Origin of the sequence: Stenotrophomonas sp. MMGLT7, assembly GCF_021168555.1 — a bacterium.
In the GTDB taxonomy this organism is placed as follows: domain Bacteria; phylum Pseudomonadota; class Gammaproteobacteria; order Xanthomonadales; family Xanthomonadaceae; genus MMGLT7.
This window is the reverse complement of record NZ_JAJOZS010000010.1, coordinates 56,018-73,638: the sequence shown is the minus strand read 5'-3', so window position 1 is coordinate 73,638 and position 17,621 is coordinate 56,018. Positions and strand designations below refer to the sequence as shown.

The 17,621-nt window shown below is 71.1% G+C and carries 17 protein-coding genes; 8 read left to right on the top strand and 9 right to left on the bottom strand.

The genetic code is table 11. The features are described 5' to 3' along the window. Positions 1–47: 47 nt before the first annotated feature. From LRX76_RS13180 to LRX76_RS13160, 5 genes are all read left to right on the top strand, one after another. Positions 48–527, top strand: coding sequence for a peptidylprolyl isomerase (locus LRX76_RS13180; protein WP_231805948.1), 480 nt, complete (start codon positions 48–50; stop codon positions 525–527). Between the two features lie 137 nt (positions 528–664). Continuing rightward, positions 665–1,891: a DUF418 domain-containing protein gene (locus LRX76_RS13175; RefSeq protein ID WP_231805946.1), complete on the top strand. Its 1,227-nt coding sequence runs from the start codon at positions 665–667 to the stop codon at positions 1,889–1,891. Between the two features lie 267 nt (positions 1,892–2,158). Next, positions 2,159–3,514 carry a glutathione-disulfide reductase gene (gorA, locus tag LRX76_RS13170; RefSeq protein WP_231805943.1) on the top strand — a complete coding sequence of 452 codons (1,356 nt, stop codon included), beginning with the start codon at positions 2,159–2,161 and terminating at the stop codon, positions 3,512–3,514. A gap of 235 nt (positions 3,515–3,749) precedes the next feature. Then, on the top strand, positions 3,750–4,139 hold the full coding sequence (locus LRX76_RS13165; RefSeq protein ID WP_231805941.1) for an MGMT family protein: 390 nt from the start codon (positions 3,750–3,752) through the stop codon (positions 4,137–4,139). Between the two features lie 184 nt (positions 4,140–4,323). After that, positions 4,324–4,989, top strand: coding sequence for a rhomboid family intramembrane serine protease (locus tag LRX76_RS13160; protein ID WP_231805939.1), 666 nt, complete (start codon positions 4,324–4,326; stop codon positions 4,987–4,989). 223 nt (positions 4,990–5,212) lie between these two features. Here the strand turns inward: LRX76_RS13160 and LRX76_RS13155 are convergent, their stop codons facing one another. The 5 genes from LRX76_RS13155 to purM all read right to left on the bottom strand — a co-directional run bounded on the left by LRX76_RS13155 (position 5,213) and on the right by purM (position 10,691). Further along, on the bottom strand, positions 5,213–7,216 hold the full coding sequence (locus tag LRX76_RS13155) for a M13 family metallopeptidase (RefSeq protein WP_231805937.1): 2,004 nt from the start codon (positions 7,214–7,216) through the stop codon (positions 5,213–5,215). A gap of 163 nt (positions 7,217–7,379) precedes the next feature. Then, entirely contained in the window at positions 7,380–8,063 is a 684-nt protein-coding gene (locus LRX76_RS13150) for a DUF3108 domain-containing protein (protein ID WP_231805935.1), read from the bottom strand. A gap of 2 nt (positions 8,064–8,065) precedes the next feature. Beyond that, positions 8,066–8,833: a DUF3108 domain-containing protein gene (locus LRX76_RS13145; protein WP_231805933.1), complete on the bottom strand. Its 768-nt coding sequence runs from the start codon at positions 8,831–8,833 to the stop codon at positions 8,066–8,068. A 68-nt stretch (positions 8,834–8,901) separates the two neighbouring features. Then, the gene (gene purN / locus LRX76_RS13140) at positions 8,902–9,567 is read right to left on the bottom strand and encodes a phosphoribosylglycinamide formyltransferase (RefSeq protein ID WP_231805931.1); all 666 of its coding nucleotides are present in this window, start codon (positions 9,565–9,567) and stop codon (positions 8,902–8,904) included. 98 nt (positions 9,568–9,665) lie between these two features. Beyond that, the gene (gene purM, locus LRX76_RS13135; RefSeq protein ID WP_231806046.1) at positions 9,666–10,691 is read right to left on the bottom strand and encodes a phosphoribosylformylglycinamidine cyclo-ligase; all 1,026 of its coding nucleotides are present in this window, start codon (positions 10,689–10,691) and stop codon (positions 9,666–9,668) included. Positions 10,692–10,816: 125 nt separating this feature from the next. On the opposite strand from purM, the gene LRX76_RS13130 reads away from it, so the two are divergent. Genes LRX76_RS13130 through hda form a run of 3 tightly spaced genes read left to right on the top strand, consistent with a single transcriptional unit; the run spans position 10,817 to position 13,784 of the window. Continuing rightward, complete coding sequence (locus tag LRX76_RS13130) at positions 10,817–11,923, top strand: DUF2066 domain-containing protein (protein WP_231805929.1); 1,107 nt, start codon at positions 10,817–10,819, stop codon at positions 11,921–11,923. Further along, the gene (locus LRX76_RS13125) at positions 11,920–13,086 is read left to right on the top strand and encodes an AI-2E family transporter (protein ID WP_231805927.1); all 1,167 of its coding nucleotides are present in this window, start codon (positions 11,920–11,922) and stop codon (positions 13,084–13,086) included. Before LRX76_RS13130 ends, LRX76_RS13125 begins: the two co-directional genes overlap by 4 nt. Next, entirely contained in the window at positions 13,083–13,784 is a 702-nt protein-coding gene (hda, locus tag LRX76_RS13120) for a DnaA regulatory inactivator Hda (protein WP_231805925.1), read from the top strand. Before LRX76_RS13125 ends, hda begins: the two co-directional genes overlap by 4 nt. A gap of 117 nt (positions 13,785–13,901) precedes the next feature. On the opposite strand, the gene murU is transcribed toward hda, so the two are convergent. From murU to LRX76_RS13100, 4 genes are all read right to left on the bottom strand, one after another. Continuing rightward, positions 13,902–14,609 carry an N-acetylmuramate alpha-1-phosphate uridylyltransferase MurU gene (gene murU / locus LRX76_RS13115; RefSeq protein ID WP_231805923.1) on the bottom strand — a complete coding sequence of 236 codons (708 nt, stop codon included), beginning with the start codon at positions 14,607–14,609 and terminating at the stop codon, positions 13,902–13,904. Then, the gene (locus tag LRX76_RS13110) at positions 14,606–15,640 is read right to left on the bottom strand and encodes a phosphotransferase (RefSeq protein WP_231805921.1); all 1,035 of its coding nucleotides are present in this window, start codon (positions 15,638–15,640) and stop codon (positions 14,606–14,608) included. Before LRX76_RS13110 ends, murU begins: the two co-directional genes overlap by 4 nt. Before the next feature lie 39 nt (positions 15,641–15,679). Then, a complete protein-coding gene (locus LRX76_RS13105; protein WP_231805919.1) occupies positions 15,680–15,949 on the bottom strand; it encodes a GlsB/YeaQ/YmgE family stress response membrane protein in 270 nt (89 codons plus the stop codon). A gap of 150 nt (positions 15,950–16,099) precedes the next feature. Beyond that, on the bottom strand, positions 16,100–17,593 hold the full coding sequence (locus tag LRX76_RS13100) for a M20 family metallopeptidase (RefSeq protein ID WP_231805917.1): 1,494 nt from the start codon (positions 17,591–17,593) through the stop codon (positions 16,100–16,102). Between the last annotated feature and the right edge of the window lie 28 nt (positions 17,594–17,621).

The following is a 17,621-nucleotide window of genomic DNA, read 5'->3' as shown; positions in this document are numbered from 1 at the left end:
GCCGCTCCCACCCGCCTGCCGCGCGCAGAACCAGCACAGAGTCCCGCATGAAGATCGAGAAAGACCGCGTCGTCCGCTTCCACTACACCGTCTCCGAGGTCGGCCAGGAGCCGATCGAAAGCTCCAAGGACCGCGATCCGCTGACGATCCTGATCGGCCACGGCAACATCATCCCGGGCCTGGAGAACGCGATGACCGACAAGCAGGCCGGCGACAGCTTCGGCGTGGACGTGTCGGCGGCGGACGCCTATGGCGAGCGCCGCGAGGGCATGACCCAGCGCGTGCCGAAGAAGCACTTCGGCAATACCCGGCTGCAGCCGGGCCAGCAGGTGGTGCTGCAGACCAACTTCGGGCCGCGCGCGGTCACCGTGCAGAAGGTCGGCATGAGCGTTGTCGACGTCGACCTCAACCACCCGATGGCCGGCAAGGACCTGCATTTCGACGTGGAGATCGTCGACGTGCGCGAGGCCACGGCGGAGGAGGTCGAGCACGGTCACGTCCATGGCGAGGGCGGCCATCACCACTGAGCGGCACGGCGGCTGCCGCCGTATCGCCAACGTCACGCACGGCCCGCCTTCGAGCGGGCCGTTTGCTTTTGCGGCCGGGACCGCGCCGGGTGCCGGCGGCCGTGATGTAATCCGCGCTCACCCCAGGAGCCGAACCCATGCGTCCAGCCGAACCGCTACAGCCGATCGCCCCGGCCGAGCGCATCCTCGCCCTCGACGTGCTGCGCGGCTTCGCGCTGCTGGGCATCGTGCTGATGAACATCGAGGCCTTCGTCGGCCCGCTCAACCAGGCGCTGGCCGGCGTGAACCCGGCCTTGCGCGGCGCCGACCGGGTCGTCGATGCGCTGGTCTACATCCTCGTGCAGGGCAAGTTCTACACGTTGTTCTCGCTGCTGTTCGGCATGGGCTTTGCGGTGATGGCGCAGCGGGCCGAGGCCGCCGGCCGGCGTTTCGGCCTGCTGTACCTGCGCCGCAGCCTGGCGCTGCTGGTCATCGGCCTGTGCCATGCGCTGCTGGTGTGGTCCGGCGACATCCTGGTCAGCTATGCGCTGCTGTCGCTGCTGCTGCCGGCCTTCGGCGAGGCGCCGCGGCGCTGGCTGCCATGGCTGGCGGCGGCGGTGTACCTGTGCGCGCCGGCGCTGGTCATGGCGCTGGGGGCGCTCGGTTCGCTGATGCAGGCGGTGCCGTCGGCCTCGGCGCACTGGCAGCAGCAGATGGCGCAGGCCGGCGAAGCGGTGCAGCAGATGGACCAGGCCCAGCGCCAGGCCTTCGGTTCCGGCAGCTACGCCCAGGCCACCGCCCAGCGGCTGCGCGATTTCGGCGCCACGCTGCAGGGGCTGCTGGTCAACGGGCCGTCGATCTTCGGCATGTTCCTGCTCGGCGCCTGGTTCGTGCGCAGCGGCGCGATCGTGCAGCCGGCGCAGTCCGCCCGGCTGTTCGCATGGCTGCGCTGGGCGGCGCTGCCCGCGGGCCTGGGGCTGATGTTGGCCAGCTATGCGCTGTCGCCCTGGATGGATCCGTCGCGGCTGGACCTGCGCAGCAGCTCGGCGTTCTCGCTGGCGCTGCTGGCCAACGCGCTGATGTGCCTGGGCTACCTGGCCTGGGTGCTGCGCGCGGGCGAGCGCTTGCGCTGGCTGGCGCCGGCCGGCCGCATGGCGCTGAGCAACTACCTGCTGCAGTCGCTGGTGTGCACCGGCATCTTCTATGGCTACGGGCTGGGATGGTTCGAGCGGCTGCCGCGGGTCTGGCAGGTGCCTTTCGCACTGGTGCTGTTCGCGCTGCAGGCGCTGGCCAGCAGCTGGTGGCTGCGGCATTTCCGCTTCGGGCCGATGGAATGGCTGTGGCGCTCGGTCACCTACCTGCGGTTGCCGCCACTGCGGCGCTAGGCGCTTTCACGCCGGGCAGCGCGTCTCCCCGGGACTGCCGCCGTAGTCCGGCGAACTCGCCGCGATCCAGCCGAGGCACAGGGGCGCATCCATGCGACGGCCCGTGAACGCGTGACCGGTCGGCCGCCGCGTCCTCACCTGTGCATGAGTCTGGCCGTGACATGCTGGCCGCATCACGCAAATGGGAGCCTGACGGGCGATGGTCGATCCAATCATTGGCGGCGGACCTGCCGCCGTGCGCATGCGTCGCCGCAGCGGGGACGCGCCATGAGCGGCCGCGACTACGACGTGGCCGTGCTGGGCGGCGGCTCCGGCGGCCTGGCGGCTGCCTTCCGCGCCGCCGAGCACGGCGCGCGGGTGGTGATGTTCGAGCCCGCGCAGTTGGGCGGTACCTGCGTCAATGCCGGCTGCGTGCCGAAGAAGGCGATGTGGCTGGCGGCCGAGCTGACCCAGCGCATCGCGCTTGCGGCGGAGCTGGGCTTCGACGTGGAGCCCGCGCAGCCGGACTGGCCGCAGCTGGTGGCGGCGCGGCAGGGCTATATCGCCAACATCCACGCCAGCTACCGCAGGCGGCTGGACGAGGCCGGCATCGGCGTGGTGCCGCGGCACGGGCGCCTGCTGGACGCGCATACGCTGCAATGCAGCGATGGCGTGCGTACCAGCGCCGAGCACGTCGTCATCGCCACCGGGGCGCAGCCGTTGCGGCCGCAGCTGCCCGGAGCCGAGCTGGGCCGGGTGTCCGACGATTTCTTCGCGCTGCGCCATGCCCCGGCCGAGGTGGCGATCGTCGGCGGCGGCTATATCGCGGTGGAGCTGGCCAACCTGCTGCAGCTCCTGGGCAGCCGCGTGCACCTGCTGGTCCAGGGCGATCGCCTGCTGGACCGCTTCGACGCCGAACTGGCCGGCCAGCTGGCCGAGAACCTGCGCCAGCAGGGCGTGCGCGTGCACTTCGGCCAGCGCGTGCGCGAGCTGCGCGACGAGGGCGGACGGGTACGGGTGCTCACCGGCAACGGCATCGACCGGCAGGTCTTCGACCAGGCGTACTTCGCCATCGGCCGCCGCCCCAACACGCGGGGACTGGGGCTGGAGGCGCTGGGCGTGGCGCTGGGCGAGAAGGACGAGGTGGTGGTGGACGAGTACCAGGACAGCTCGGTGCCCGGCATCCACGCCATCGGCGACGTCGCCGGCAAGGTGGGGCTGACCCCGGTGGCGATCGCCGCCGCGCGCAAGCTGATGGACCGCCTGTTCGGCGGCCGCGCCAAGGCGCGGCTGGACTACGACAACGTGCCCAGCGTGGTGTTCACCCATCCGCCGCTGGGGCAGGTGGGATTGAGCGAAGAGCAGGCGCGCCGGTGCCACGGCGATGCGGTGAAGGTGTACCGCAGCGATTTCCGGCCGATGCTGAACGCCCTGGCGGGCTCGCCGGTGCGCAGCCTGTTCAAGCTGGTGTGCGTGGGCGAGGACGAGCGCGTGGTCGGCATTCATCTGCTGGGCGAAGGCGCCGACGAGATCCTGCAGGGGTTCGCGGTGGCCTTGAAGATGGGCCTCACCCGCGCGCAGCTGGAGGACTCGGTGGCGATCCATCCGACCTCGGCCGAGGAAGTGGTGCTGATGGGGCGATGAGCCTGCGGGGCGGGTGGGGGTGATCGGGGCATCGCCCGCAGCCGGCAACCGTAGCCCGGGTGAGCGCAGCGCATCCGGCAATCCTTGCCCGGAATGGAAGTGCGCCCGGGTACGGCCCTTGGTCTTACCGGGGCTACGGTTGCCGGCTGTCGTTGGGCTCGACCGGTGGCGCACCTTAGAATCGGCGCCATGTCGCCTTCCTCGATCCATGGCTGCGCCGCGCCCACGACCGGCAATGGCTGAACGCCTCCGGCCGCCGCGTACGCAGGCCTCCGAACCGCCGGCAAGGCCCGCGGCCGACGAGATGCGCCTGCGCATCCTGCGCACCATCCGCGCGATCCCCGCCGGCCAGGTGCTCGGCTACGGCGAGGTCGCCGTACACGCCGGGCTGCCCGGCAGGGCGCGGCTGGTGGCGAAGATCCTGGCCGGCAACGACGATCCGGCGCTGCCGTGGCACCGGGTGCTGCGTTCGGACGGGCGCATCGCCCTGCCGGAGGGATCGAGAGGCTGGCGCGAGCAATGCCAGCGCCTGCGCAGCGAGGGCGTGGCGGTGCAGGCGGGCCGGGTGAAGCGGGTGCGGGCGCCGCGCGATCTCGACCAGGCGCTGTGGGGGCCGCAGTCCTAGGGTCACTTCAATGCCCGAATGCCGCTTGCGGCGTTGAAGCGCCGCCACCGCCGTTGTTGCGGCGATGGCGTCGAACGTGACCAGGGATACCGCCGGTACCGGCATCCGCGCCGACGTCGATGCGATGTGCGGACCGGCATCCGGCGCGCGGCTATCATGTCGGCTGGCTCCGACGGATCACTTCATGTTCCCCCGACTTCCTCCGGTCACCCAGGCCCTGCTGATCGGCAACGGCCTCCTGTTCCTGCTGCAGTGGATGCTGGGTGATTCCACCTTCGCCCCCTTCATGCTGTGGCCCGTCAGCGAGTACGGCTTCGACCCGTTCTCGCCGGCGCAGAACTTCCAGATCTGGCAGTTGCTGACCTACGGCTTCCTGCACGGCAGCTTCAGCCACCTGTTCTTCAACATGCTGGCGCTTTTCATGTTTGGCGCGCCGCTGGAGCAGACCTGGGGCGGCAAGCGCTTCCTCACCTACTACCTGGTGTGCGTGGCCGGCGCCGGCCTGTGCCAGTTGCTGGTGGGCTGGTGGACGGTGTCCAGCGGCGGCGCCGCGTACCCGACGCTGGGCGCTTCCGGCGGCGTGTTCGGCCTGCTGCTGGCCTACGGCATGCTGTTCCCGAACCAGCGGGTGATGCTGCTGTTCCCGCCGATCCCGATGAAGGCGCGCACCTTCGTGATCGTGTTCGGCGCGATCGAGCTGATGCTCGGCTTCACCGGCTGGCAGCCGGGCGTGGCCCACTTCGCCCACCTGGGCGGCATGCTGTTCGGCTGGCTGCTGATCCGCTACTGGCGCGGGCAGCCGCCGTTCGGCGGCGGACGCAAGCCGCCGCGCCCGCGCATCGTCAGGTAGGCCTGTGCGGGCGCCATCCCCGCATCGGCTGCAGACCGGCGAGCGTCCGGTTGCCGGCGGAAGACCGTAGCCCGGGTAGGCGAAGCGAACCCGGAACAAGCCATCCCGGCTGGGCCTTGCCTACCGGGGCCACAGGCTGGCAGCTCGTCCCGCGTGGCCGACGAGCCAATGGAAAACGGCGCGGATGTCCGCGCCGTTTCCGTTTGCAGCCAGGCCGAACCGCTCAGGGCCAGATCCGCAGCGCGTCGTTGCGCACCATCGGCTGGCCGGCCTTGCAGCCGAAGCTGGCCGAGAACTCGGGCAGGTTGGACAGCGGCCCGTTGGTGCGCCACTTGCCGGGCGCACGGATGTCCGAGCCGACCCGCTGCGCGGCATCGGCCTCCGACAGCTGCTGTGCCCACAATCCGGCCCAGGCATTAAAGAACGCGTGCCTGCCGGCCTCGGTGGCCTCCGGCTGCACCTTGCCGTAGGCGGCCCAGGCCAGTTCCACGCCGGCCAGGTCGGCCAGGTTCTCATCCTGGGTGAGGGTGCCGTTGACCTTGGCGCCCTTCAGGCCGGGGACGTCGTAGCTGCCGTACTGCGCGGTGATGCGATTGCCGAACTGGGCCCAGGCGCTCTTGTCGGCCGGGGTCCACCAGCTGCGCAGCTGGCCCTGGGCGTCGACCATCGCGCCCTTGGCGTCCACCGCGCGGCTGATCTCGTGCGCCACCAGCGCGCCATAGGAGCCGTACAGCGGCGCCGGGTCGGCGCCGGGAGTGAAGCCGAACACCGGCGGCTGCAGTACCGCGGCGGTGACGATCAGGCGGTTCTGCGCCAGGTCGTAGGCCAGCGCCGGCTGCTGCGGCAGCACGTCCCAGCGGCGGTCGGCGTTGCCCTTGCCGATGCGCTTCATCTCCTCGCGGTGGCGCCAGGTGGAGGCGATCAGCATGTTGCCGCCGAAGCTGCCGCGGCCCATCGGCTGCACGCTGTAGTCCAGGTCGCGGCGCGGGGCGCCGATCTCGATCTTCATCGCGTCCAGCTTGGCCTTGGCCTCGGCCTTGGCCTCGGCGCTCAGCCAGGTGCTGCGCTCGATCGCCTCGACCTGCGCCTGGCGCACCTGGTCGACCACGATCGCGGCCACGCGGCGGTTCTCCGGCGACAGGTAGCGGGCGACGTACTCGCGGCCGAGCATCGGGCCGGCGGCGACGTTGATGGCATCGAGCACCTGCTGCCAGCGCGGTGCCGGGGCGGTCTGGCCGCGCAGCACGCGGCCGCGGAAGCCGGACTCGGCGTCGCGGAAGCTCCTGGACAGGTAGGGCGCCATCGCATCGCCGACGCGCCAGCTCAGGTAGGCCTTCCACTGCTCGGGCTTGATGCTGCTGATCATGCCGTCGAGCTGCTGGAAGAACGCGGTGTCGGACAGCGACACCAGGTCGTCGTTCACGCCCTGCGCCTTGAGGAAGTCGCCGATCTGCAGGTTGCGGTACTGCTTGGCCAGGTCCTTGGTGGCGACCGGGGCGTAGTTGTTGAACGGGTTGGCGATCTGCGACAGCGGCTGCGCCTGGCGCGCCAGCAGCGTCTCGATCTGGATCACCGAGGCCGAATCGGCATCGAGCCGGTCGGCGGGAGTGCCGGTCAGCGCCAGGATCTGCTTGACGTAGGCGCGGTAGCGACCCAGCAGCGCCACGGTGTCGGCGTCGGTGCGGGTGTAGTAGGCCGGATCGGGCAGGCCCAGGCCGCCCTGCATGAAGTAGCCGATGTGGCGGTCCAGCGCCTTCAGGTCGATGTCCGGGCCGAAGTTGAACGCCACCGGGATGCCGACCTGGTGCAGGGCGGCGATCGCCGGCGGCACGTCCTTGGCGCGCTTGATGGCGGTGATGCGGGCCAGCAGCGGGGCGATCGGGTTGGAGCCGTCGCGCTCGACCGCGGCCTCGTCCAGGCCGCTGGCCCAGAAATCGCCCAGCAGCTTCTGCACGTTGCCCTGCGGGGCGTTCATCGCCGCGTCCAGCAGCTCGCGCTGCTGCTGCAGGGCGCGCTCGGAGAGCTGGCCCAGCGCGGTGACCGAGCCCAGGGCGGGCGCCGGGTTGGCCTTGAGCCAGTCGGCATTGGCCGCATCGTAGAAATCGCTGCAGGCGGCGGGAATGGCGGGTGCCTTGGCGGCGCGCTTCTTGGGCGCGGCATCGGCGACCGTGATCGCGGCGAGCAGGCCGAGACCGACGGCAAGGGCAAGCGGACGAACGTTGGGCATCTGGGCAATCCGTGCGAGATCAAAAAAAGTGGGCGGAGTTTAGCAAGCGCGACCCTGGGCGGCGTGCAGCCGCGGGCCGCAGCGGCAATCAGCGGCACATGCCGCGCAAAGGACGACGCCCGGACGATGCCGGGCGTCGCGTCGCAGGCAGGGCCGGGCGCGATCAGCGTACCGAGCGGATGGTCAGGTCCAGCGCGTCCTGGCCCTTCTCGCGCTGCAGCAGGCGCGCCGGCACCGGCAGGTCGGGCACGATCCAGGCGATCAGTTCCTTGTCGCCGTCGGTGCGCGAGACCTTGGTGGCCTGCTGCTGCTTGCCGTTGACGGTCACCGCCTCCTTGCCGACGACGCGATAGGTCATCGGCTTGACGCGGCCGTCGTCGACCATGCGGTAGCTCAGCGTTTTGCCGGCGGCGACGTCGCGGGCGATGGCCAGGTTGACCAGCAGCGCGTCCAGGTCGCCGGGCTTGATCGCCACCGGGCCGCGGCGCTCGGGCTTGACGTCGCCGCTCCAGGTGGCCTGGCCGGCGTTCCAGTCGTAGGTGCCCTCGACGCTGCGCTTCTTCACCAGCAGCACCGACCTGTCGCTGCTGCTGAGCGGGCGCATCTGGCCCTCGTTCTCCTCGAACAGCGTGCTCTGGCTCAGGTCGGCCATCGGGTTCTTGATCGACAGGCTGTAGCGCCAGCGGTTGCCGTTCTCCTGGGCCAGCGTCATCACGCCGCTGGCCTGCATGCCCATGTAGCTGGCCTGGTAGTCGGCCTTGAACGGCTGCAGGGCGAGCGCCGGCAGGCTGGCCAGCGCCAGCGTGGCGGCGGCGAACAGGCTCAGGGGTCGGGAAAGCGTATGCATGCTCAGGCTCCTTGGTATTCGGTCAGGCGCAGGTCGATGCGGTCCTCGCCGTCCTCGCGCTGGAGGATGCGTACCGGCGTCGGCACGCCGTCGGCGATCCACAGGATGGTTTCGTCGTTGCCGCCGTTGGTGCGGTACACCCGCAGGGCGTCGTAGCTGAGGTCGCCGACCTGCACGATCTCGGTGACGTCGGCGGCGCGGTAGTCGTGCTGGCGCACCCGGCCGAAATCGACGTAGCGGTAGTGCAGGCTGGCGCCGGGGCGGGCGTCGCGCATCAGCGACAGGTTCAGCAGCAGCGCGCTCTGGTCGCCGGCCTGGATCGGGATCGGCTGGCGCCGCTCCTTCTTCAGGTCGCCGCTCCACTGCGCGGTGTGGGCCTGCCAGTCGTACACGCCGGTAGCGCGCTTGCCCAGGAACAGGCCCTTGCGCACCGTGCTCTGGCTGAGCGGGAAGTAGCGGTTGCCGCGGTTCTCGAACACGGTGCTCTGCTCGAGGTTCAGGCCGAGCACGCCGGCGAAGCCCTTGCGCCCGTGCACCGCCATGTCCACGCGCCACTGGCTGCCTTGGTTGTGCAGCACCTTCATGGTGGCGTCGCCGGCCTCCTTGCCCTTGTACAGGGCCTGGTAGGTGGCCACGAACGGTTCCAGCGCAGGCGCCGACCATGCGCTGCCGGAGTCGACAGCGCTCGCGGGGCCGTCCTGTGCCGTACCACTGCCGATCGGCAGCAGGGCAAGGGCGAACAGCGCGGCGTTGAGCAGGATCGGTTTCATGGCGACGGCAAGGGAAAGGAAGCGTGCATCATGCACGCGTGCCGTGTCTCCAGGGCGTGGACGCGATCTCAGGAATGCAGGCTGTCCCGGCAATCTAGGCGCAACGGACTAAACAGGCACTGACCATCGAGCAGTACCTGGCCGCCGCGTTCAGCCAGGCGGCCGGCGGCCAGCCACTGCAGGCAGGCCACCAGCAGCGGGTGCTCGCGCTCCAGCACGCGCCCGGCCAGGCTTTCGGGGGTGTCGCCGGGCAGCACCGGCACCGCCGCCTGGGCGATGACCGCGCCGGCATCGAGCTCGGGCACGACGAAGTGCACGCTGGCGCCATGCTCGCTGTCGCCGGCGGCCAGCGCCTGGGCGTGGGTGCGCAGGCCGCGGTGGCGCGGCAGCAGGGAAGGGTGGATGTTGACCAGCCGGCCGGCGTAGCGCCGCACGAAGGCGTCGCCGAGGATGCGCATGTAGCCGGCGCAGACGATCCAGTCCGGGGCCGCGGCATCGATCGCGGCGGCCATCGCCTGCTCGAAGGCGGCGCGGTCGGCGGAGCCCGCCGGCGCCTGCGCCCAGCGCAATCGCGGCGCCACCCGGGCCAGCGCCGGCGCGCCCGGGCGATCGGAGAACACGCCCACCACCCGGGCCTGCAGGCGGCCGGCGGCGATGGCGTCGAGCAGGGCCTGCAGGTTGCTGCCGCGGCCGGACGCCAGCACGGCGATGCGGGCGGGCGACGATGCCGTCATCGGCGGCGCTCCCCGTGCCGCGGCCATGCCGGCGGGCCGGAAATCGCCGTGGTCCGGGTCGGTGCGGCCTTGCTGGCGATCATGGCCGGTGCCGGCACTCAGCCGATCCTGACCCGCTCGCCGCCGCCTGTCGCGGTCACCTGGCCGATCTGCCAGTTCTGCAGCCCCAGGCCGTCCAGGTCGTTGCCGATGGCGGCGGCCTGGGCCGGCGGCACGATCAGCACGAAGCCGATGCCGCAGTTGAAGGTGCGCCACATCTCGGCGTCGGCCACCGCGCCGGCCTGCTGCAGCCAGGCGAACACCGGCGGCTGCGGCCAGGCGCTGGCGGCGATGTCCAGCCCCAGGCCCTGCGGCACCACGCGGATGATGTTCTCGGTCAGGCCGCCGCCGGTGATGTGGGCCATGCCGTGGATGCCGTCCACGCCATGGCGGCGCAGCAGTTCCAGTACCGGCTTGACGTACAGCGCGGTGGGCGCCATCAGCGCGTCCTCCAGCGTCGACTCGCCCAGGTCGAAGCCCATCGGGGCGCCGCTGCGCTCGAGGATCCTGCGGATCAGCGAGTAGCCGTTGGAATGCGGGCCGGAGGAGGCGATGCCGATCAGCACGTCGCCCTGGCTCACCCGGCTGCCGTCGAGCAGCTGCGACTTCTCCACCGCCGCCACGGTGAAGCCGGCCAGGTCGTACTCGCCGGGACCGTACATGTCCGGCATCTCCGCGGTCTCGCCGCCGATCAGCGCGCAGCCGGCCAGCTCGCAGCCGCGGGCGATGCCGCCGACCACCGCCACCGTGGTGTCCACGTCCAGCTTGCCGGTGGCGAAGTAGTCCAGGAAGAACAGCGGTTCGGCCCCCTGTACCAGCACGTCGTTCACGCACATGCCCACCAGGTCGATGCCGATGCTGTCGTGGCGGCCGAGCTGCTGGGCCAGCTTGAGCTTGGTGCCGACGCCGTCGGTGCCCGAGACCAGCACCGGCTCCCGGTACTTGCCGGCCAGGTCGAACAGCGCGCCGAAGCCGCCCAGCCCGCCCATCACTTCCGGGCGGAAGGTGCGCTTGACCAGGGGCTTGATGCGCTCGACCACCGTGTTGCCCGCGTCGATGTCGACGCCGGCGTCACGGTAGGTCAGCGGAGGATTCGCAGGAGACGTCGGGGTCACAAGCAGGCACCGGTGATGGAAAGTTGGCGATTTTAACAGTCCGCATTGGCGCCCAGCCGCCATTCGGGCAACAATTCCCGGTGATGATCCGAATGATGGAACCTGCAATGCGCCGCAGTCTTGCCCTGCTGATGACCCTCTTGCTGTGCCTTCCGGCCGGCGCCGCGCTGGCGCAGCTGCGTACCGAAGGCGATGCCGCCGCCGCGCAGGGCGCCTACGACGCCGAGGTGCCGGTCAACAGCCAGGCCGACGCCGACCGTGCCGGCGCGCTGGCGCGCGCGCTGGGCAGCGTGCTCGGCAAGCTGTCCGGCGACCGCGCGGTGATGAGCCGGCCGGGCGTGGCGCAGGCGCTGCGCAATGCCGGCAACTACGTGGACAGCTACGACTACCGCCAGGACCAGGGCACCTCGGCCAGCGGCGCGCCGAGCTTCCGCACCATGCTGGTGGCGCGCTTCCGGCCCGAGGACGTGGATGCCCTGGCCGCGGCGTTGGGACTGCCGGTGTGGCCGCAGCCGCGGCCCAAGCCGGTGGCCTGGCTGGCCATCGACGACGGCAGCGGCCCGCGGCTGGTGGGCGTGCAGCAGGCCAATGCCGCGCGCAGCCTGCTCGATCGCGCCATCGAGCGCGGCTACCGGCTCGGCCTGCCCGGCGGCTCGGCCGCCGAGCAGGCGCTGGTGGGGGCGATCTGGCGCCAGGACACCGCCGCCATCGCCCGCGCCTCGGCCCGCTATAGCCCGCCGATGCAACTGGTGGGCAAGCTGTACCGCAGCGGCGGCGGCTGGACCGCGGACTGGGTGTTCGTGGACGGCGGCCGCGAGCTGTCGCGCTGGTCCAGCAGCGATGCCGATGCTAGGCGGGCCATGGCCGCCGGCGCCGACGGCGCCGCCGATGCGCTGGTCAAGCGCTACGCCAAGGTCGTCGATACCGGGCCGGCCGGCCTGTACCGGGTGACCATCGGCGGCATCCGCTCGGCCGACGACTACCTGCGAGTGTCGGCCGCGCTGCAGTCGGTCTCGGTGGTGCGTGCGATCCGCCCGGTGCGGGCCAGCGGCAACCAGCTGGAGCTGGAGCTGGACCTGTTGACCGGCCTTGCCGGCTTCAACCGCATGCTGGGCCAGAACAGCCCGCTGCAGCCGGTCTCGATGCCGACCGAGGGGCCGATCATCCTCGAAGGCGAGCGCGCGGAGTACCGCCTCAAATGACACTTTCCCCCGAAGCCGAGATCGCCCAGTTCCTGCGCCGCCTGAAGTGGATCGCGCTGGCGGCGCTGGCGCTGTGGATCGTCGGCCTGCTGGCGCCGATCCTGACGCCGTTCGTGCTGGCGCTGCTGCTGGGCTGGCTGGGCGACCCGCTGGTGGACCGCATCGAGCGCGCCGGGCGCTCGCGCAATGCCGCGGTGGCGCTGGTGTTCCTGCTCATGACCCTGCTGCTGGTGCTGGCGCTGCTGATCCTGGTGCCGATGATCGAGCGCCAGATCGTCACCCTGGTCAACGCGCTGCCGCAGGGGCGCGACTGGTTCATCGCCACCGCGGTGCCGTGGCTGGAGCAGCGCACCGGCCTGCAGCTGTCCTCGTGGCTGGACCCGGAGCGCCTGGTGCAGTGGGTGCGCAGCCACTGGCAGCAGGCCGGCGGATTCGCCAAGACCCTGTTCGGCTACGTCTCGCGCTCGGGCTTCGCCATGGTCACCTGGGTGGTCAACCTGGTGCTGCTGCCGATCCTGACGTTCTACTTCCTGCGCGACTGGGACAAGCTGGTCGAGCGCGTCGCCTCGCTGATCCCGCGCGGCTACATCGGCACCGTCGGGCGGCTGGCCAGCGAATCCAACGAGGTGCTGGGCGCGTTCATGCGCGGCCAGTTCGTGGTGATGGTGGCGCTGGGCGCGATCTATGCCATCGGCCTGTCCGTCACCGGCCTCAACCTCGGCCTGCTGATCGGCCTGGTCGCCGGGCTGATCAGCTTCATCCCGTACCTGGGCGCCACCACCGGCGTTGTGCTGGCGGTGCTGGCCGCGCTGGTGCAGGCGCGCGGCTTCGACCTGCACCTGATGATCGGCATGGCCGTCACCTTCACCGTCGGCCAGCTGCTGGAGAGCTACGTGCTCACCCCGCGCATCGTCGGCGACAAGATCGGCCTGCACCCGGTGGCGGTGATCTTCGCGGTGATGGCCGGCGGGCAGCTGTTCGGCTTCCTCGGCATGCTGCTGGCGCTGCCGGTGGCGGCGGTGTTCAACGTGCTGCTGCGCTACGCGCACGAGCGCTACACCCAGAGCGACCTGTACAGCGGCGGCGGCCCGGCGATCATGGTCGGCGCCAAGCCCGAGCGGCCGGCGATCGTGGAGCTGCCGAAAGGCCCGGACCCGACGTGAGCGTTCCGCAACTGCCGCTGGCGCTGCGCTATCCGCCGGACCAGCGCTTCGACAGCTTCGTCGCCGCCCCGGCCGGCGCCATCGCCCAGCTGCGCGCCATCGCCGCGGGCCAGGCCGACGACTGGATCTACCTGAGCGGGCCTGCCGGCACCGGCAAGACCCATCTCGCGCTGGCGCTGTGCGCCGACGCCGAGCAGGCCGGGCGCGCGGTCGCCTACCTGCCGCTGCATGCGGCCGCCGGCCGCGCGCGGGCGGCGCTGGAAGCGCTGGAGGGCAGCGACCTGGTCGGGCTGGACGGGCTGGAGGCGATCGCCGGCAACCGCGACGACGAGGTGGCAGTGTTCGACTTCCACAATCGCGCGCGCAGCGCCGGCGTCACCTTGCTGTACACCGCGCGGGCGATGCCCGACGCACTCGGCCTCGGCCTGCCGGACCTGCGCTCGCGGCTGTCGCAATGCAACCGCATCGCGCTCTCGCCGCTGGACGACGCGCAGCGTGCCGAGGTATTGCGCGAGCGAGCGCAACGCCGCGGGCTGGCGCTGGACGAGGCGGCGATCGAATGGCTGCTGACCCGTACCGGGCGCGAGCTCGGCGGACTGGTGGCGCTGCTGGACCGGCTCGACCGCGAATCGCTGGCCGCGCAGCGGCGGGTGACGGTGCCGTTCCTGCGGCAGGTGCTGGACGGCCGCAGCGGGTAGGCCGGGACCACGCAGGTCTCCCGTGGGAGCGACTTCAGTCGCGATGGGGCTTTGCCGGTAACGCCCCATCGCGACTGAAGTCGCTCCTACAACGGCTCCTGCGACCCCGTGCGCGACCTACGTGCCGAGCGCCGCTTCGAGCTCCTGCAGTCGCTGCGGCGTGCCGACGTCGGTCCAGCGGCCGCGGTGGTGCTCGCCGGTCGCCGCGCCGCGCGCCATCGCCGCGCGCAGCAGCGGTGCCAGCGGGAAGCGGGGCGGTTGCAGGTCCGCGCCCGGACGTTCGCCGATCACCGGCTTCCAGTCCGACAGCAGCCGCGGCCGATACACGCCGATGCCGGCGAAGGTGAGGGCCGGGCTGGTGGTCTGCCGGTCGGTCACGCGGCCATCGTCGTGCAGCAGGAAATCGCCCTGTGGATGGTGCGGCGGGTTGTCCACCAGCACCAGGTGCGCATCGCCCTCGGGTTCGGCCGGAAGCCGCGCCAGGTCGTAGTCGCTCCAGATGTCGCCGTTGATGGCGATGAACGGCGCCTCGCCCAGCAGCGGCAGCGCATGCAGCATGCCGCCGCCGGTTTCCAGCGGTGCCTCGCCCTCGCGCGAGTAGCGGATGCGCAGGCCGAACGCCTGGCCTTCGCCCAGCGCCTGCGGGAACCGCTCGGCCAGCCAGGAGAGGTTGACGACGACCTCGCGCACGCCGAGCGCGGCGAGCCTTTCCAGGTGCCAGGCGATCAGCGGCTTGCCGCCCGCGCGCAGCAGCGGCTTGGGCGTGTGCTCGGTGAGCGGGCGCATGCGCTCGCCCAGCCCGGCGGCGAAGATCAGCGCCTTCATGCGCCGGCGGTGCCCGGCAGGGCCGCGTCGCGCCGTTCGATCGCCGGGCGGACCCGCCGCTGCAGCAGCTCCAGCAGGGGATGCAGCTCGGCGTGGCGCGGCAGCACCTGCTCGAGGTAGCCGAGGAAGCGCGGCACGTTGTCCAGGTACCAGGCCTTGCCGTCGCGGTGGTTCAGCCGCGCGAAGATGCCCAGGCACTTGAGGTGGCGCTGCACGCCCAGCCAGTCGGCATCGCGCAGGAACGCGGGCAGCGGCGGCAGCTCGATGCCGGCCGCGCCGGCCTGCGCGTGGTAGCGCGCCAGCCAGGCGTCCACGCGCGCCAGCGGCCAGCTCACCGCGGTGTCCTTGAACAGGCTGACCGGATCGTAGGCCACCGGGCCGAGCACGCAGTCCTGGAAATCCAGCACCGCCGGGCCATCGGCCGCCGGCATCAGGTTGCGCGGCATGAAGTCGCGGTGGACCAGCACCTGCGGCTGCGCCAGCGCGTTGTCGGCCAGCAACTGCTGCATCCGCGCCAGCATGGCGCTCTCGCCCGCGTCCAGCGCCAGCCCGAGGTGGCGCTGCAGGAACCATTCGTCGAACAGGCCGGCATCGCGCGCCAGCAGCGCCGGTCCGAAGCGGCCCAGCCCGGCCGGCGCGGCGATCCGCTGCAGCCGCAGCAGTTGCGCGAAGGCCGCATCGAACAGCGCGTCGGCGTTGTCCGCGTCGAGCAACTGCGCCAGCGTGCGCGGGCCGAGGTCCTCCAGCAGCAGGAAGCCCTGCGCGATGTCCTGCGCCAGCACCTGCGGCACGCGCACGCCGCCGCCCAGCAGCAGCTCGCGCCTGTGCAGCCAGGGACGCACGTCCTCCCGCTCGGGCGGCGAATCCATGACCACGAACGTGCGGCCATCGCCGGCGCTGACGCGCCAGTAGCTGCGGAAGCCGGCATCGACCGATGCGCGCTGCGGCAGCGCGCCGTCGTCGTCCAGCACCTGGCGCGTCCAGCGCAGCCGTGCCTGCTCGCGCGCGAGCGGGGGCGGGGTATCGCTCATCGAATATCCAGGAAAACCGGGTGCCATCGGCCGCCCGGGTCAGCGGCGGTCGCTGAACAGCCGCAGGATCGCCAGGATCGCCACCGCGCCCAGCAAGGCACCGAAGAAGCCGGCCGGCTCGCCGCGCATGTACCAGCCCATGTACTGGCCGAACCAGCCGGCCAGCATCGCCCCGGCGATGCCGAGCACGATCGTCAGCAGGCAGCCCATGCGGTTGTTGCCGGGCATCACGAAGCGGCCCAGCAGGCCGACCACGAAGCCGACCAGGATGATGTACAACCAGCTGCTGCTGCCGAACAGTCCGTTCATTGCGCGAGGAGAGTAGTGAGGTGGCGGCAGACTAGCATCTGCCGGATTCGGGATTCGGGATTCGGGATTCGGGATGGGCTGGACCTCGAAGGCAGGGAGGAGTGCCCCGCCTTTGCGAATCCCGAATCCCAAATCCCGAATCCCAGCCCCTCAGCAGCAACCGTGGCCGCCGTGGCGGGTGCCGCTGTCGGCGGCCACCTTCGATCCGCTGGTCTCCCCGCGCAGGCTGGCGGCGTGGTGCTCGGCGATCACCTTGGCCACGCAGGCGGTCACCCGCTTGCCCATCGGGATGTGCAGGAACTCGTTGGGGCCGTGCGCGTTGGAATGCGGGCCGAGCACGCCGGTGATCATGAACTGGGCGCCCGGGAACTTCTCGCCGAGCATGCCCATGAACGGGATCGAGCCGCCTTCGCCCATGTACATCGCCGGCTTGCCGTAGAACGCCTGGCTGGCCTCGTCGATCGCCTTCTCCAGCCACGGCGCCATCGCCGGCGCGTTCCAGCCGGTGGAGGCCTTCTCCAGCTCCAGGGTGACCTGCGCGCCGTTGGGCGGATCGCGCAGCAGCGCTTGCTTGAGCGCCTCGCCCGCGCGCTTGCCGTCGGCGGTGGGCGGCAGGCGCAGCGACAGCTTCACCGCGGTCACCGGGCGCAGCACGTTGCCGGCCGATTCCAGCGGCGGCATGCCGCCGATGCCGGTCACCGACAGCGCCGGGCGCCAGGTGCGGTTGAGCACCAGCTCGGTCAGGTCCTCGCTCATCGGCTCCAGGCCATCGACCAGCGGGAACTTGTCGAAGATGGCGGTATCGAGCACCTCGGCCGAGCGCTTGGCCTGTTCCAGCCGCTCGGCCGGCACCTCGACGTGCAGGTCCTCCAGCAGGATGCGTCCGCTGGCTTCGTCCTCGATGCGCGACAGCAGCTGGCGCAGCAGGCGGAAGCTCGACGGCACGATGCCGGAGGCATCGCCCGAGTGCACGCCCTCGGTCAGCACCTTCACCGTCAGGTTGCCGCCGGTCAGCCCGCGCAGCGAGGTGGTGCACCACAGCTGCTCGTAGTTGCCGCAGCCCGAATCCAGGCATACCACCAGCGACGGCTGGCCGATGCGCTCGGCCAGGTGGTCGACGTAGGCCGGCAGGTCGTAGCTGCCCGATTCCTCGCAGGCCTCGATCAGGATCACGCAGCGCGCGTGCGGCATGCCTTGCTCCTGCAGCGCCAGGATCGAGGTCAGCGAGCCGAAGATCGCATAGCCGTCGTCGGCGCCGCCGCGGCCGTACAGCTTGTCGCCGCGCAGCACCGGCTTCCACGGTCCCAGGTCCGGGTCCCAGCCGGTCATCTCCGGCTGCTTGTCCATGTGGCCGTACAGCAGCACCGTGTCCTCGCCGCTCTCCGGGCCGCTGGCCGGGATTTCCAGGAAGATCAATGGGGTACGCCCTTCCAGCCGCACCACCTCGACCTGCAGGCCCTTGATCGGCTGCGCCCTGGCCCAGTCCTCCATCAGCTCGATCGCCTGGTCCATGTAGCCGTGGGCGACCCAATCGGCGTCGAACATCGGCGACTTGGCGGGGATGGCGATGTAGTCGATCAGCTTGGGAACGATCTCGTCGTCCCACTTCCCGCCGACGAAGCGATCGATATTGGCACTGTCCATTGCGGCTCCAGCATTTGCTTTCGGAAAA